The sequence below is a fragment of the Nitrospirota bacterium genome, assembly GCA_016178585.1.
In the GTDB taxonomy this organism is placed as follows: Bacteria; Nitrospirota; Nitrospiria; order JACQBW01; family JACQBW01; genus JACOTA01.
This window is the reverse complement of the sequence record JACOTA010000040.1, coordinates 25403-39679: the sequence shown is the minus strand read 5'-3', so window position 1 is coordinate 39679 and position 14277 is coordinate 25403. Positions and strand designations below refer to the sequence as shown.

Here is a 14277-nt window from a genome sequence, read left to right as displayed (position 1 = left end):
GAAAAGGCCGCAGAGAATGACAAAAGGGACACCTGTAAATGTTTTGATCAAAGGGGCTGGCGGTAGAATGGGGAGCCAATTGATCTCCCTTGTGATAAAAGATAAACACTTTCGGCTGGCCGGCGCAGTGGAAGTTCCGGGTCATCCCTTTGTGGGTAAAGACGCAGGAGAAACGGTTGGCCTGGAAAAAAGTGGAATTCAAGTTTCAGCAACGCTCCCGTCGGAACTCGAAACAAAAACAATTTGCATCGACTTTACGGTTCCAGAGTCAACCCTGGCGTCTTTACCGTGGGCTGAGAAAAATAAAATTCCCCTGGTCATCGGAACGACCGGCCTGACAAAAGCACAATTAAAAATGCTGAATCAGGCCTCTGAAAATATTCCCGTCGTTTACTCTCCAAATATGAGCATTGGCATCAATATGATGTTTAAGGTCTTGCATGACGTGGCCTTAAAGTTAGGCTGGGATTACGATATGGAAATTGTGGAATTGCATCATCATCTGAAAAAAGATGCCCCCAGCGGAACTGCAATCAGGATGGCGGAAATTTTGGCAAAAGCCATTGATGAAAAAATAGAGAATGTTGCGGTTTATCACCGGGAGGGGATTATCGGCGAGCGAAGAAAGAAGGAGATCGGAATACAATCGGTAAGAGCGGGAGATATCGTCGGGGAACATACGGTTTATTTTGCGGGAATCGGGGAACGTTTGGAAATTACCCATAAGGCGACCTCCCGGGACAATTTTGCAAAGGGAGCGTTGATGGCGGCGGCGTGGGTGGCAGACCGGGATCCGGGGTTGTATGACATGGAAGCCGTTCTGGGCCTCTGAAATGATTGTATTTGTGGGATTGGGATCCAATCTCGGAGACCGGGAAATGACGATTCAAAACGCCATTGACGAAATCGGAAGCTTAAAATCAACAAAAGCGGTTGTCCGGTCTTCGTTATATGAAACCGACCCTGTCTCCGAAACACCCCAGCCTTTCTTTATCAACGCGGTCATTCAGGTCCAATCCGAAATCTCCGCAGAAGATCTGCTTAAAGAACTGATGCGGATTGAGAAAAATTATGGGAGAGTTCGGGAAGGGTTTGAAACTCCGCGGACATTAGACCTCGACCTTCTCTTTTACGGCGATCAAATCATTCAGGATCCTGGTTTAAAAGTTCCTCATCCCCGCCTCCATTTAAGAAATTTTGTCCTCATTCCATTGGCTGAAATTGCCCCTCAATGGAACCATCCGGTTTTTAAAAAGAGCGTTCAGGAACTTTTAAAAGAGAATCCTTCAACGGGACAGGTTAAAAGATTGCCTGGCCGGTTTGATCCAACACGGGCCGTGAAATGAAAGAACAGGGAAAGGACCACCGTTATATTGCGATTGAAGGGCCGATTGGCGTTGGAAAGACCATTTTTGCTCAAATTTTAGCGAAGGAGTTAAAGGGGCGGGTTCTTTTGGAAAAAGCGGAGGAAAATCCTTTTTTAGCTAAATTTTATCACCAGCCTGAACAATATGCTTTTCAGACCCAGCTTTTCTTTCTTTTTTCGCGATACCGCCAGCAGCAAGAGCTCTTTCAACTCGATCTCTTTTCAAAAAGCACCATTTTGGATTATTTATACGCGAAAGACAAAATCTTTGCTTCTATTAATTTAAATGATGAAGAGTTTAATCTTTACCAGCAGATTCAGCAGTTATTAACCGCTCAAATTCCAAAACCGGATCTGGTGATCTATCTTCAAGCGGAACCTAAAACGCTTTTTCAGCGCATTAAAAAACGAGGCCGTGATTTTGAGAAAGAAATTGAAGAAGAATATCTTCAGGTTCTCATTGAAAATTACAATCAGTTCTTTTTCAATTATAGTGAATCTCCTCTTCTGGTGATTCAGACGAATGATATTGATTTTGTTAAATCCCGTGAAGAGCTCGAAGACCTTCTTAAGCAAATCCGTCTAATGAAAACCGGAATACAATATTACAATCCGATGAAAATTAAATAAGTGAAGCGACTGCTCTGCCAGCGCGGAACTTGGGGTTTGGGGGCATTGAGAGTGAATTTCTCGAAGGCCCCTGAATATAGAAGAGTACCTTTCCGATGAAAGAGATCGTCAGCCTCGAAGAAATGCAGGCCATTTCCGCTTCTTTGCGTAAAAACAATCAACCTATCGGGTTTGTTCCAACCCTGGGGTTCCTTCATGAAGGGCATACTTCGCTCATCAAAGAGGCGGTTCGAAGATGTCCTCAGGTCGTGGTTTCTGTTTTTGTCAATCCATTGCAATTTGGTCCCGACGAAGATCTTGAAAAGTACCCTCGAGACCCCATGGGAGATGCTCAAAAATGCCGTGACGCAGGAGCCCATCACCTTTTTCTTCCGGAAGCGGATGAAATAATCGGAAAAAATCCCCTGGCGATGGTGAAGATTGAGAAATTGTCGGAACGATTATGCGGCGCGAGCCGGCCCGGGCATTTTCAGGGTGTCGCGACCATTGTTTTGAAACTCTTGAATATTGTTCAGCCGGATTGGCTCTTTATGGGAGCAAAGGATTTTCAGCAAACCGTTATTGTCAGGAAAATGATTCATGATTTTTTTATTCCCGTTAAATTAGAGGTGATGCCGACGGTCAGAGAACCGGATGGTCTTGCGATGAGTTCCCGAAACTGTTATTTAAAGCCCGGGGAACGGAAAGCGGCCAGGGTCTTATATAGGGCCATGAAAAAGGGAGAGGAAACTTTCCGCAAGGGAGAACAGCGGGTTTCTGTTTTAAGAGCGGTTATTGAGAATGAAATCAAAAACGAACCGTTGTCAAAAATTGATTATGTCCGGATTGTCCATCCGGAAAATCTCGATGAGATCGAGGTGGTCGCCCGGGAAGCGGTCATTCTGCTCGCGGTCTGGATCGGAAAAACCCGCCTGATCGACAACGTCAAACTAAACGTTTAATGAATGAATTCGGGAGCAGAATTTTTTTAAATGCGGTTTTTAGCACCGTTGACAAAAAGTTTCGATATTCCCGTTTTCCGGCCAGGACTTCGGTGTAAAGTTGAATCACCCCTGGATGTTTCAGGGTCAGGTCGAACCATAGCCCGGGAAAACGGTAAATCAGCCAGGCCATCCTTTTTGCTCCCCTGAATTCAGGGTAAAATTCTTTTTCAATTTTTTTGGCATATCCTTTAAGGGAGGCGCCTTTTTTGATGAAAGTTTCGGAAGCCCTGCCCGCAATTTGCCCGCTTCGCATGGCATAATAAATTCCTTCTCCGAAAAACGGGTCAACGAGATGTCCGGCATCGCCGGCCAACATCAATCTTTTGGAGACCAGTTTTAACCCTGGGCTTGTGAAGATCGGAATAGGGTGTCCGGTTTCTTTTAAACAGACGGCCGGCTTTGGAGGAGGATCGGGAAGCAAAAGTGAAGGGTTTGTTTTTGAAAACACTTCAGTCATATAGGATTGATAGGATTTTTTAATCTTCTGGTTTCCGGAAAAACTTGCGGCCCCGATGGAAAGGCATTCCCTTTTCGGAAATATCCAGCCATATCCCGACTCAACGGCGCCCACCTCAATTTCAATACTCGAAGAATCCACCGGGTCGTGATTTCGTTTAAACTCTCCTTCCAGGGCCGGTGCGTTTTTTGACTTTAAACAGGGATTCAGCCATCGGGTGGTGAATCCCAGAGCGCCGTCTGCTCCGACAGCCACTCTTGCTTTAAAAGTCAGACAGTCGGTATGAACTTCCATTAAATCATTCTGTTCATCGATTTTTTGAACCCTGGTTTCTCCTTTAAAGTCGACGCCGGCTTTGACCGCCCGCTCAACCAGCATCTGGTCAAACTGGTCCCTCATGACGAGATAAGCAAAGGGCTTATCCTGATGGAAGGTTTTTTGATGTGATCGATAACTTAACCGGAACGAAGAGATCCGATTTTCAATACAGGAAAGGTTTTCAAGGTCTACAAGTTGATGAATTTTTGTGGTCAGCCCCCCTCCGCAGGCTTTATACCGGGGGAAAGCGGATTGATCCAGGGCCAGCACGGAAAGGCCGCGCGAAGCCGCCTCATATGCGGCGGTGGAACCGGCGGGGCCCATGCCGATGATAATGACATCGTATATCATGCTCTGCGTTATTTTCCCAATTCAACAATTCTATTATGTGCCGGGAGTCCAGCCAATATGATATTTCGTCAGCATAGAAGTCAGTATCGTGAGTGAATTGGTGAAGATGAGGATTCCTATAAAGATAATAAAGAGACCGCTGGCGACATTAATATATTTCATGTAGGGAATTATTTTTTTGTAAGTGGAAAGAAAAGAGTTGAATCCTAAAGAAAGGATAAATAAGGGGAGCCCAATCCCCAGGGAGTAAGCAGAAAGAAGAGTAACCCCGTTCAGGACGGAATCTTCCGTACTGGCGTATAGAAGGATGGATCCCAGGATGGGACCTACGCAAGGAGTCCACCCTGAGGCAAAAGCGATCCCCACGAGAAAAGATCCGATCAGGCCAGCCGGTTTGTTCTGGATATGGGTTCTTTTGTCGGTCATTAAAAAACCAAACTTTAAAATGCCCATAATGTATAGCCCGAGTAAAATGACAATGGCTCCGCCGATTTTTCGAACCATGGCCTGATAGGTATGGAGAAGCTGACCCAGGGAGGTCGCTGTGGCGCCAAATAAGATAAAAATGATTGAAAATCCAGCGATGAACATGAGGGAGTTTTTAATGGTGAGCCACTTAATCGATTGGGAGGATCTGCTTCCCGCCGTCAGGTCTTCAAAAGACAGTCCTGTAATATAACAGAGATAAGACGGGACAACCGGCAACACACACGGTGAAATAAATGAGAAAAGACCGGCTGTAAACGCCATAAAAAACGAAATTGAATGCATAAAAGCTCTTCCTTTTAACGAACTATGACGGAGACTTAATCATTTGGTCAACAAGGTCTCTTTGTCTCGGGTCATTCCAATCCACTGCCCCGAAGAAACGGTTTGTAATGATTCCATTCCGATCGACAATAATACTGGTTGGAATTGAACTTACCCCGTAGAGGTCGTTGATTTGAAGCGTTTCATCGATAAGGATGGGAAAAGTAAACTGATATTCCTCCTGAAAAGGCTTGACGCTCCTGAGCCCGTCTTCATCGCTGGAAACGGCCAGGATTTCGAAGTCCTTCCGGTTAAAATGGCGGTACAGCTCTTCCATGGACGGCATTTCGGCCCGGCAGGGAGCACACCACGTTGCCCAAAAGTTCACCAAAACGACTTTACTTCGAAAAGATTCGAGAGAAATGAATTCTCCTTTTATGTTCTTAAGCCGAAAATCGGGGGCGGTAAACCCTACTTTGGCCATTTTCGGGGAAGCTTCCTCCGTTTTGGCATTTGAACCCGGGGCCTTTGTGCAACCCGAAAGCGGTGAAAAGGTCATTAAAATCAAAAACGAGAATAGTTTAATCAATCGATACGGCATTCATTATAATCAGGGGCCTTCGAGAAAATCACTCTCAATGCCCCCGAACCCCCGGGTTTCGCTCGGTCTAACTACGACCATTTCCAAATCCGTCACTGGCGGAGCCAGATGCTTCACTCATTTTCCTAAGATACTTCTTTATCGATAAAAATTCCGTTTGAAGATATAACCTGATCTTCAATGGCATTGGCTATTAACTTTAAAGCTTCTTTTTTGTAAGAAGAAAGAACGATAATTCTTTTTTCGTTAAACCCGCCGATGTTGAGGGGATAGGGAGTGATGCCGAGGTCTCTGATTTTCGCCAGGATCCCTGTTTCCTCTAAAAAACCTCTGATTTGCTCTGCTTCCAGAAGATCATAGGTGGTATAAATTTCCACCAGATTTGTTGATAAGGGTTCCAAAATTTTAAAGAACCTTAATGTTTTTAAATTTTAACATGCCTGAAGAAATCGGTCCAACTACTCTGATGGCGCTTTTCCGGCTCGTAAATCCTGCAAGGCTTTTTTTATAAATTCGGCATCCTCTGATCCGAGGGGTAGATTTTGGAGTGCCGCCGTCCAGGCTTGATCGGTTTCCTGAGTTCTGCCGAGATGAAGCAGGGCCAGTCCCTTTGTCCAAAGAACGACGGGTTCACGAGGAACATTAATCAAGGCCTTTTCAACGTGGTCAAGCGCCTCTTCATAAACGGCTTTGTTGCCGGGAGTCGCCGTTCGGATCAGGACATCGGCCAGGTTAAATTGGGCGACCTCATTTCTTTCGTCCAGTTCAACGGCTTTCCGCCAGGCTTTCTCAGCGTCCGTCCAGCGTTGCAGGGTCATGTAGGAACGCCCGGCCATCATTTGTCCTTGCAGATCATTAGGATTTTCTTTTAACCGTTTTTCGAGTCGTGCGACCATTTCCAGGGGATTGACGGGAGGCGTTCCCTGCGGGACGCCGTCTTCGTTCGCGCTTTGTTGAGCCCGCTCAAATTTTCCATAAACCAGTTTGTAAACGCCGGCTGTTCCTGAAACGATTAACAGGGCAAGGAGCGTTGAGATTGCCCACTGCGACCCCGAAAGCCTTGAAGAGGGGAATGGGTTCGTCGGCGATTTTGGCTCATGGATTTTTTGTTCAATCGTCTCCAGCTTTGCCAGGACTTTGATCAGACGCTGTTCATAGCCAGTTTTCAACTGGCGGAAGTCATGATCCGAAAATCTCCCCTGCGCGTAATCAAGATCAAGTTCGGACAGCGAAGTCAAAAGAGATTGTTTTTCGATTTTCAGATTCGTTTGCTCCTCATCGAGCGCGGCTTCGTTACCGGTCATGAGATACCTTTGATTTTTTACCCAGACTGGATAGAGCAGGTAACCGGTGACCAAAACTAAAAGGATTGCCGAATAAACTAAAAACATGGGTGATATCCTGATTTAATTCTTAAAAGAGTTTAATTCCTGTTGAATCCGCTGGCGCTCCTGTTCACTCATGGCGGGAGATTCTTCGGGCGGGGATAAAGCCGTTTGACTGACCCACTTTCTGATGTTTCGGTACAGAAAAACGCCCCCGATAAAGAGCAGGAGAAAAGGTCCTCCCCAGAGAAGCCAGTTTAATCCGAAGGTTCTCGGTTTCAATAAAATGGGATCTCCATACCGGCCCACAAAATAACTCCGGATTTGGTCAGGTGTTTGCCCTTCCATCAGGCGTTCCCGGATGATTTCTCTCATTTGGATGGCCAGCTCGGCGTTCGACTCCCAGACCGATTCCGATTGACAAACCATGCACCGGAGTGTTTTAGCGATTTTTTTGGTTTGAGCCTGGAGGGCATCTTCGTTTAAGGATTCTGCGCCAAATGCCGCGGATGCGAGAATGAGGGCACAGGTAAAAAATAAAATCGAACTCATTTTGTTTCTAAAGCCTGGCAGGGTTTTAATCATGGTTTTCTTTTCAACCGGGCCATTTTATGAAGCCGGGACCGATTTACCGTTTAATAAGGGTTCTAAAACATTCTGGGTAAAATTGATGTAGGACTCTCCGATAATGGGTCCGATTTCTTTGTGGCGAATAACGCCTTTTTGGTCAATCACAAAAGTTTCGGGAACGCCGTAGACGCCGTAATCAATGGAGATTCTTCCCTTTGGGTCCGAGATGTGTTGGAAATTATTTCCAAGCTGGCCAAGGTACTCGTGGGCAAGGTCTATCTTATCCTGATAATCAATCCCAAGCAGAACGAAATTGGGATTTTGACCATATTGTTTGTTAATAGAAAGGAGAGAAGAGTGTTCCAATTTACACTCCTGGCACCATGACGCCCAAAAATTAAGAACAACCACTTTTCCCTTGAACTGATCCAGGGATACCCGGTCTCCCGTGTAAAGGTTCGCCCCGGAAAAATCGGGAGCGGAAGTCCCCACAAGCACGGGAGGAAGGTAGGAGGGATTCCCCCAGAGCCCTTTGTAAAAAAGCCCCAGGAGGCCAAGGACTCCGGCCAAAAGAACAATATGCCACACGCGAATCATCTTCCGGTCCTTATTCCTGCACCATTTTCTTTGATGAAAATGGTGTCAGGGTCGCGATCCCTTCGGAATAAATTTCCTTCCGTTTGGGGCGAAAGATGTTTAAAAAAGCTCCAAAGACCATCACCGCTCCTCCATACCACACCCAGAGCACAAGAGGGTTGTATAAAGCACGAACCCTTGCCCATGAACCGTCAGGGGCCACCTCGGGAATGGTCAAAAAAATATGTCCCATATCATACTGATGAAGGGCCGTTTCGGTGGTCGGTGTCTGAGAAACAGTAAAAAGCCGTTTTTGGGGGGTTAATTGGGCAATCAGGGTATTTCCCAGGTAGACCTGAAAAAATCCTTCCTGAGCCACCCAGTTTGGGCCTGTGGTTTCATATAATTTTATCAGTCTGATTTTAAAAGAATTGAGGGTTACCTCTTCGCCAGGTTTCAGGATAACGACTTTTTCAGTTTGATAAATGGTGGAAAAAATGATTCCGACAATCATGATCAATACGCCGACATGAGTGATGATTCCGGCGAAACGTCTTGGATTTTGCCGAAAAGCAACATAAAGTCCTGACAGGTGATTGACGCGGCGTTGTTTAGCCCAAAACATTGAAATTTTTGAAAAATCAGAAACAATAGAGGCCAGGACAAAACAGACGACGGTGAGGCCGGCAAGCGCATAAAGATCGTGAACACCGAGGATCGCAAAGAAAACAAGCCCGGCTCCGGAAAATAAAAGCGGAATCAGAAAATGTTTTTTTAAGCTTTCCCTGGAGGCTTTTCGCCAGGGAATATACGGGCCGATCCCCATGAGGAAAATAAGCCCGAGAGCCACAGGCATAAAAACAGCATTGTAATAAGGCGGTCCGACGGAAACTTTTTTAAATTTAAGCGCTTCTGTCAAAAGAGGGTAAAGCGTTCCGATAAAAACGGTTACCATGGCAACCAGGAAAAAGAGGTTATTAAACAGAAAGACGGCTTCCCGGGAGATCATGGAGTCTAATTCGATCTGGCTTTTGAGTTTGCCTGACCTGAAAATCAGCGTTCCAAACGAAAGAAGGAGCATAAAGGCCAGAAACGCAAGAATAAAAAGTCCCCGTCCCGGGTCAGTCGCAAACGAATGGACGGAAGAGAGAACGCCGCTGCGGACGAGAAAAGTTCCAATGAGAGAGAGAGAGAAGGCCAGGATAATAAGAAAAAGGTTCCAGACTTTAAACATCTTTCGCGATTCCTGCACCATCACGGAATGAAGAAAGGCGGTTGCGACAAGCCACGGCATAAAGGCCGCGTTTTCCACCGGATCCCACCCCCAGTAACCTCCCCAGCCGAGTTCGTAGTAGGCCCAATAACCGCCCATAAGAACACCCGTCGTCAGGGCAATCCAGGCCAGCAGGGTCCATCTCTGGGTGACTTTAATCCATTCCTCGCCCAGCCGTCCGGAAAAAAGCGCCGCCATCGCAAAACAAAAAGGAATGGAGAGGCCCACATACCCTAAATAAAGCATGGGAGGATGGATCACCATGGCGGGATCCTGCAGGAGAGGATTTAAGTCTCTCCCGTCCACCGGGACTGGAAAGATTCTTTCAAAGGGGTTCGACAAAAACAGAATTAACAGTAAAAAGCCGTGGAGAATTAAAGATTCCATAGCAATTAAATAGGGCATCACCACAGGCTGGGTTTTCCAGTGAATCCAAACCGCCATCATGCAATAGAGGGATAAAATCCATGACCAAAGGAGAAGCGAGCCCTCATGTCCGCCCCAAAGACCGGCCACTTTATAGAACATCGGCAGTCTGCTGTTTGATGTCGCGGCGATGTATTTGACGGAATAATCCTGTGTGGCGTAGGAATAAATCATGGTCGCCATTCCGATCGAGAGAAGGACGAAATTCGCTGTGACCGCCTGTTTCCCAATCTGAATCCAGACCCCGTTTTGTCTTTTGAGCCCGATCATCGGGGTAACGATTCCTACGGCCGATAAAACCAGCGCCATGATCACCGCGAGGTGACCGATTTCAATCATCATCTTATTTATCCTTGCTTTTAATCGACTTTAAGGGTCTTGTAAAAATCTTTTTTGGGAAGGGCGACTCCCGCTTTTTTCATATCGGGGGGCATGTAATCCTCGGAGTGTTTGGCCATGATCATCTGGGAGTGAAGCCTTTTGTCGGAATCCCAGTACCCTTCGACCACAGCGCCTTGCCCTTCTTTGAAAAGGTCAGGAGGGATCCCCTCAAAAGTAACGGGAATCACCACTTTGCCGTCGGTCAATTCAAAATTAATATTCTTTGTTTCAGGAACAATTTTAACGCTTTGTTTAACCACCAAACCCGCTACCCGGACCTTTTTCCCGAAATGATCCTGGGTGAAAGCGGACACTTCAGAGGGAGTAAAGAAGTAGACAAGGTTTTGACCGAAATTACCAAAGGCCAGATAGCCAAGGCAGATGGCGATGATCCCGACACTCAGGATGACGCCTGTTTTCTTTGTAAATTTCATTGAGATTCTTCCGGTTGATAAATTTTTTCACGTTTTATTAAATCATACAATAAAGTGACTTTTCTTTCCATCATAAAGAGAAAAAAGGCCAGAGGAATCAGGCCGACCAGATAAGCGGCGGTAATAAAGCCGTAATTAGGCGTTAAGGCTAATTTTTTAGATTCAAACAGCCGGCTGGACGAATTCCATTTTCCAAGCAGGACAATGACTTTTAGTTCCCGAAGAGTTTCCAGCTCATCGCCGGTATATTGGACGGGAAGACGCTCCGGTTTGCCCGCGAGTTCAAAGGTTGCTTTATGAAGGACGGGCTCGACCATGAGGGTTCCCGATTCAATCCTCCCCTGGACCCGGATCCATTGATCCGGATGGTCGAGGACTTGATCGGGGGAGATGGTGCTGACCTCCCTGTCGTAGCGCTGGCCTCCCAAGAGTCCGAGGATTAAGCCTGCGGCGAGGATTCCTCCCCAGCGGAGATAAAACGTTTTCATGAACGAGGTCTCATCAATGGATGTCGCTCAGTAAACGCCCCTGCTTGGCTTCCAGCAATTGCTGTAAGTAAAGCATTTGCGTCCGCACCATGAGCATATAGGCAAAAAGGAGATAAAGACCGATCGACATACTGATTAAAGGATAAAGCATGTTGGCCGCGATACTGATGCCCCGGGTCGAGATTGAGAGCGGCTGATGAAGGGTTCGCCACCATTCAACGGAATAATGGACGATGGGAAGATCGACGAAGCCGACAATGGCGAGGACGGCTGAATAACGGGCTTTTTTTCCCGGATCATCCAAAAAAGACCTGAGCATAAGATACCCGATCAAAATCAGGAGAAGGACCGCGAAGGAAACCAATCGGGGATCCCATGTCCACCAGACATTCCAGGTGGGTTTGGCCCAGATGGAACCCGTAATCAGGGCGACGGTTGTGAAAAGAATCCCTATCCCCGCGGAAGCCTGGCACATATTATCAACGACGGCGTCTCGTTTCCAGAGATACCAGAGGCTTCCGCCGAAGAGAGCGGTATAAGCCACCATGGCGCCCTGGGCGAAGGGAACATGAATATACATGATTCTGACGATTTCCCCCTGGTAATAGTCCGGAGGAGAGGCCACGAGGCCCATATAAAGTCCGGCGGTTAAAAAAAGACCGGCAAAGAGAGCAAACCAGTTCTGGAATTGCCGAAGTTTTCCAATAAATCGGGAAGCTAGCAAAAAAGAGCCCTCCTTTCTAATTATTCATCCAAAATAAATTCAAAAACCCAAAAAGAAACCACAATAAAAACGATGTCAAAGATCCCTAATAATTTGACCCAATGGCTATAAAGGGCCAGCGGATCTCCGTTTAACGCGCCGCGGGTGGATTCTACCGCGCCGATAAATATTGGGACCGCTAAAGGAAGCAGGAGAATCGGAAACATGACTTCTCTTGCCCGGATTTGCACGGTTAAGGCGGAGAAGAGCGTTCCCAGAGCGGAAAGTCCCACGGTTGCTACAAAAAATATTAACAGAAACACGGGGAGTTTATCAAGGATATCAAGATTAAAGAATAAAATAAAAAGGGGAAATAAAATGATCTCCGCCGCGAATAAAAAGAGGACATTGCCGGCAAATTTACCGAGATAAATGGCTCCCCTGGATACCGGGGAGATCTGCAAATATTCGATGCAGTCGTTCTGCACCTCGGGTAAAAATGACTTTCCGAGGCCGATAATTCCGGTAAAACCAAACGCGACCCAGATGATTCCAGGCATCAGTTCTTTCGTCGACCTCTGATCCATCGAAAAGCTAAAACTGAAGATCAGAATGACGGAAAGGGCAAAAAACAGCATGGAAGAGAGATTCTCCCTGTTTCGAATCTCGCTGATGAGATCTTTCCAGACGATCCACTGGATCACTTTAAAAAAGCGCATCGGCACCGAGTAAAACTTTCACCGGAATTTCTTTTAAACGGCCGCTTAAAAGGACTCCCGCCTGATGGGCGACTTCCGCGGTTTTAACCCTTTCATGCGTGGTCATGAAGATGGTCGCTCCTTCTTTGTTAAAATCCCGAATACATTGGTTTAGGATTCCGACACCCCTTTCATCCAGCGACGAATACCCTTCATCCAGCAGAAGGATTTTTGGCCGCGCGAGAATGGCTTTGGCGAGGGAGAGGCGTTTTTTCATTCCCGCAGAAAGAAACCGGCTTTTTAACTTTGCGAACGGACCAATCCCGACCCGGTCCAGGGCGCTTTTAATGTGTTGCTGGGTTGGAATAATCCCCCGGATCTGTAAAGAAAAATGAATATTTTCAACGACATTAAGGTCGTCGTACAGATAGGACCCGTGGCTGACTAAAAAAAGACTTTCCCTGATTTTCATTTTTTCTTTTATCCCATGGAAACCCAGCATTTCGAATTCTCCCGAAGAGGGTCGCGACAGGGTCGCCAGGATGCGAAGAAGGGTTGTTTTCCCGGCGCCGTTGGGTCCAAATAAAGCGAAACAGGTACCCTCTTTAATTTCAAAAGAGACCTGTTTGAGAACCTGGTAGTGGTGGTAGGATTTACTTAACTCAATTCCTCGAATCGACATGGTTTAAAGGGAAAAGGTTCCCTTATTCAGAATCCTTTATTTTCTTAAGATCAGATTCTACCATCATTTCGACGAGTTGTCTAAAAGAAACAGAATGGCTCCATTTTAATTTTTCCCTGGCTTTAGAGGGGTCTCCGATGAGGAGATCGACTTCTGCGGGACGGAAGAAGAGAGGATCGGTGACGACGTGATCCTCCCATTTCAGCCCGACGCAGTCAAAGGCGGTTTGAATGAGTTCACGGACGGTGTGGGTTTCGCCGGTTGCAATGACATAGTCGTCCGGTTGGGGCTGCTGAAGCATTAACCACATGGCCTGGACGTAATCTCCCGCAAATCCCCAGTCTCTTTTGGCATCGAGATTTCCCATCCGGAGCTTTTGCTCAAGCCCCAGTTTGATTTTGGCGACGCCATGAGAAACTTTACGGGTCACAAATTCCAGCCCTCTTCTGGGGGATTCATGGTTAAACAGGATTCCTGAACAGGCGAACAGGTGGTAACTTTCGCGATAATTAATGGTAATAAAATGACCAAAGACCTTTGCCACGCCATAAGGAGATCGAGGGTAAAATGGCGTCAGCTCGTTTTGCGGAATGGCTCTAACCCTTCCGAACATTTCACTGCTTGAAGCCTGGTAAAATTTGCTCTCCGATTTTTGTTTTCTCATTGCCTCCAGGATGCGGGTCACCCCGACAGCATCCATTTCGGCTGTTAAAGTCGGCTGATTCCATGAGGTTGGAACAAAAGACTGCGCCGCCAGATTGTAGATTTCATCAGGTTGAGCGGCCTTGATGGCTTCATCGAGCGAAGATTGATCGGTTAAGTCGCCTGGAATGAGTTCCAGGTGGGGGACGAGGTGAGCAATACGGTCGAATTTTTCCGAACTTGATCTTCTGACCATTCCGGTCACCTGGTATCCCTTTTTGAGGAGAAACTCGGCGAGATAAGAACCATCCTGGCCGGTAATTCCCGTAATGAGCGCTTTCTTCATCGTTTACTTATCTTCTTTCGACCTGTTTTCAATCTCGGTTTTTGATCTATTTTTGGTTGAATCAGCCGGGGACGATGGCCCTAAAGCCAGAGAAATCATGATTAACGAAACAATAAATAGGATGAACGCCACCGGGATCAGATAAAAAGTGAAGCTGATGGTAATTGCCACAAAAATGCCAATCATGCCGGCTAACGCTGACAGGCAGCCGAAAAAACCTTTTCCTCCGGACATGGCCCTTCTCCTTCCGCCTGATCAGGAGTTATTTAGGCGGTGC

The 14277-nt window shown here is 46.7% G+C and carries 19 protein-coding genes; 4 read left to right on the top strand and 15 right to left on the bottom strand.

The annotated features are described in order from the left end of the window. The first annotated feature begins 16 nt into the window (after positions 1 to 16). The 4 genes from dapB to HYR79_07225 all read left to right on the top strand — a co-directional run bounded on the left by dapB (position 17) and on the right by HYR79_07225 (position 2937). Positions 17 to 832 carry a 4-hydroxy-tetrahydrodipicolinate reductase gene (gene dapB / locus HYR79_07240; GenBank protein MBI1821489.1) on the top strand — a complete coding sequence of 272 codons (816 nt, stop codon included), beginning with the start codon at positions 17 to 19 and terminating at the stop codon, positions 830 to 832. 1 nt (position 833) lies between these two features. Next, positions 834 to 1346 (top strand): 2-amino-4-hydroxy-6-hydroxymethyldihydropteridine diphosphokinase, encoded by a 513-nt coding sequence (gene folK, locus HYR79_07235; protein MBI1821488.1) that lies wholly within the window; start codon positions 834 to 836, stop codon positions 1344 to 1346. Continuing rightward, positions 1343 to 1996 carry a deoxynucleoside kinase gene (locus HYR79_07230; GenBank protein MBI1821487.1) on the top strand — a complete coding sequence of 218 codons (654 nt, stop codon included), beginning with the start codon at positions 1343 to 1345 and terminating at the stop codon, positions 1994 to 1996. The genes folK and HYR79_07230 overlap by 4 nt, the downstream gene beginning before the upstream one ends. Before the next feature lie 95 nt (positions 1997 to 2091). Then, positions 2092 to 2937: a pantoate--beta-alanine ligase gene (locus tag HYR79_07225; protein ID MBI1821486.1), complete on the top strand. Its 846-nt coding sequence runs from the start codon at positions 2092 to 2094 to the stop codon at positions 2935 to 2937. Here the strand turns inward: HYR79_07225 and HYR79_07220 are convergent. The 15 genes from HYR79_07220 to HYR79_07150 form a co-directional block, all read right to left on the bottom strand. Beyond that, on the bottom strand, positions 2921 to 4105 hold the full coding sequence (locus tag HYR79_07220) for a geranylgeranyl reductase family protein (protein ID MBI1821485.1): 1185 nt from the start codon (positions 4103 to 4105) through the stop codon (positions 2921 to 2923). The genes HYR79_07225 and HYR79_07220 overlap by 17 nt on opposite strands. Positions 4106 to 4138: 33 nt before the next feature. After that, positions 4139 to 4876 (bottom strand): sulfite exporter TauE/SafE family protein, encoded by a 738-nt coding sequence (locus HYR79_07215; protein ID MBI1821484.1) that lies wholly within the window; start codon positions 4874 to 4876, stop codon positions 4139 to 4141. 22 nt (positions 4877 to 4898) lie between these two features. Next, positions 4899 to 5339 carry a TlpA family protein disulfide reductase gene (locus tag HYR79_07210; GenBank protein MBI1821483.1) on the bottom strand — a complete coding sequence of 147 codons (441 nt, stop codon included), beginning with the start codon at positions 5337 to 5339 and terminating at the stop codon, positions 4899 to 4901. 242 nt (positions 5340 to 5581) lie between these two features. After that, positions 5582 to 5857 carry a DUF2007 domain-containing protein gene (locus tag HYR79_07205; GenBank protein MBI1821482.1) on the bottom strand — a complete coding sequence of 92 codons (276 nt, stop codon included), beginning with the start codon at positions 5855 to 5857 and terminating at the stop codon, positions 5582 to 5584. Positions 5858 to 5914: 57 nt separating this feature from the next. Further along, positions 5915 to 6847, bottom strand: coding sequence for a hypothetical protein (locus HYR79_07200; protein MBI1821481.1), 933 nt, complete (start codon positions 6845 to 6847; stop codon positions 5915 to 5917). Positions 6848 to 6862: 15 nt separating this feature from the next. Continuing rightward, positions 6863 to 7366, bottom strand: a complete 504-nt coding sequence (locus tag HYR79_07195) for a cytochrome c-type biogenesis protein CcmH (protein MBI1821480.1) — start codon at positions 7364 to 7366, stop codon at positions 6863 to 6865. Between the two features lie 24 nt (positions 7367 to 7390). Then, the gene (locus HYR79_07190; GenBank protein MBI1821479.1) at positions 7391 to 7948 is read right to left on the bottom strand and encodes a redoxin domain-containing protein; all 558 of its coding nucleotides are present in this window, start codon (positions 7946 to 7948) and stop codon (positions 7391 to 7393) included. Between the two features lie 10 nt (positions 7949 to 7958). Continuing rightward, on the bottom strand, positions 7959 to 9968 hold the full coding sequence (locus HYR79_07185; protein ID MBI1821478.1) for a heme lyase CcmF/NrfE family subunit: 2010 nt from the start codon (positions 9966 to 9968) through the stop codon (positions 7959 to 7961). Positions 9969 to 9985: 17 nt separating this feature from the next. Further along, positions 9986 to 10441 carry a cytochrome c maturation protein CcmE gene (locus tag HYR79_07180; protein MBI1821477.1) on the bottom strand — a complete coding sequence of 152 codons (456 nt, stop codon included), beginning with the start codon at positions 10439 to 10441 and terminating at the stop codon, positions 9986 to 9988. Beyond that, complete coding sequence (locus HYR79_07175; GenBank protein ID MBI1821476.1) at positions 10438 to 10929, bottom strand: cytochrome c maturation protein CcmE; 492 nt, start codon at positions 10927 to 10929, stop codon at positions 10438 to 10440. The genes HYR79_07180 and HYR79_07175 overlap by 4 nt, the downstream gene beginning before the upstream one ends. A gap of 13 nt (positions 10930 to 10942) precedes the next feature. Then, a complete protein-coding gene (gene ccsA, locus HYR79_07170; GenBank protein MBI1821475.1) occupies positions 10943 to 11653 on the bottom strand; it encodes a cytochrome c biogenesis protein CcsA in 711 nt (236 codons plus the stop codon). Between the two features lie 20 nt (positions 11654 to 11673). After that, a complete protein-coding gene (locus HYR79_07165) occupies positions 11674 to 12351 on the bottom strand; it encodes a heme exporter protein CcmB (GenBank protein ID MBI1821474.1) in 678 nt (225 codons plus the stop codon). Then, positions 12338 to 13012: a heme ABC exporter ATP-binding protein CcmA gene (gene ccmA, locus HYR79_07160; GenBank protein ID MBI1821473.1), complete on the bottom strand. Its 675-nt coding sequence runs from the start codon at positions 13010 to 13012 to the stop codon at positions 12338 to 12340. Before ccmA ends, HYR79_07165 begins: the two co-directional genes overlap by 14 nt. 22 nt (positions 13013 to 13034) lie before the next feature. Further along, positions 13035 to 14000: a GDP-mannose 4,6-dehydratase gene (gene gmd / locus HYR79_07155; GenBank protein MBI1821472.1), complete on the bottom strand. Its 966-nt coding sequence runs from the start codon at positions 13998 to 14000 to the stop codon at positions 13035 to 13037. Between the two features lie 3 nt (positions 14001 to 14003). Continuing rightward, entirely contained in the window at positions 14004 to 14234 is a 231-nt protein-coding gene (locus HYR79_07150; GenBank protein ID MBI1821471.1) for a hypothetical protein, read from the bottom strand. Positions 14235 to 14277 lie beyond the last annotated feature (43 nt).

Bases quoted from the DNA above. Each gene is read 5' to 3' on its own strand.
- dapB (MBI1821489.1), top strand. From the start codon at position 17: ATGACAAAAGGGACACCTGTAAATGTTTTGATCAAAGGGGCTGGCGGT.
- folK (MBI1821488.1), top strand. From the start codon at position 834: ATGATTGTATTTGTGGGATTGGGATCCAATCTCGGAGACCGGGAAATG.
- HYR79_07230 (MBI1821487.1), top strand. From the start codon at position 1,343: ATGAAAGAACAGGGAAAGGACCACCGTTATATTGCGATTGAAGGGCCG.
- HYR79_07225 (MBI1821486.1), top strand. From the start codon at position 2,092: ATGAAAGAGATCGTCAGCCTCGAAGAAATGCAGGCCATTTCCGCTTCT.
- HYR79_07220 (MBI1821485.1), bottom strand. From the start codon at position 4,105: ATGATATACGATGTCATTATCATCGGCATGGGCCCCGCCGGTTCCACC.
- HYR79_07215 (MBI1821484.1), bottom strand. From the start codon at position 4,876: ATGCATTCAATTTCGTTTTTTATGGCGTTTACAGCCGGTCTTTTCTCA.
- HYR79_07210 (MBI1821483.1), bottom strand. From the start codon at position 5,339: ATGGCCAAAGTAGGGTTTACCGCCCCCGATTTTCGGCTTAAGAACATA.
- HYR79_07200 (MBI1821481.1), bottom strand. From the start codon at position 6,847: ATGTTTTTAGTTTATTCGGCAATCCTTTTAGTTTTGGTCACCGGTTAC.
- HYR79_07195 (MBI1821480.1), bottom strand. From the start codon at position 7,366: ATGATTAAAACCCTGCCAGGCTTTAGAAACAAAATGAGTTCGATTTTA.
- HYR79_07190 (MBI1821479.1), bottom strand. From the start codon at position 7,948: ATGATTCGCGTGTGGCATATTGTTCTTTTGGCCGGAGTCCTTGGCCTC.
- HYR79_07185 (MBI1821478.1), bottom strand. From the start codon at position 9,968: ATGATGATTGAAATCGGTCACCTCGCGGTGATCATGGCGCTGGTTTTA.
- HYR79_07180 (MBI1821477.1), bottom strand. From the start codon at position 10,441: ATGAAATTTACAAAGAAAACAGGCGTCATCCTGAGTGTCGGGATCATC.
- HYR79_07175 (MBI1821476.1), bottom strand. From the start codon at position 10,929: ATGAAAACGTTTTATCTCCGCTGGGGAGGAATCCTCGCCGCAGGCTTA.
- HYR79_07165 (MBI1821474.1), bottom strand. From the start codon at position 12,351: ATGCGCTTTTTTAAAGTGATCCAGTGGATCGTCTGGAAAGATCTCATC.
- ccmA (MBI1821473.1), bottom strand. From the start codon at position 13,012: ATGTCGATTCGAGGAATTGAGTTAAGTAAATCCTACCACCACTACCAG.
- gmd (MBI1821472.1), bottom strand. From the start codon at position 14,000: ATGAAGAAAGCGCTCATTACGGGAATTACCGGCCAGGATGGTTCTTAT.
- HYR79_07150 (MBI1821471.1), bottom strand. From the start codon at position 14,234: ATGTCCGGAGGAAAAGGTTTTTTCGGCTGCCTGTCAGCGTTAGCCGGC.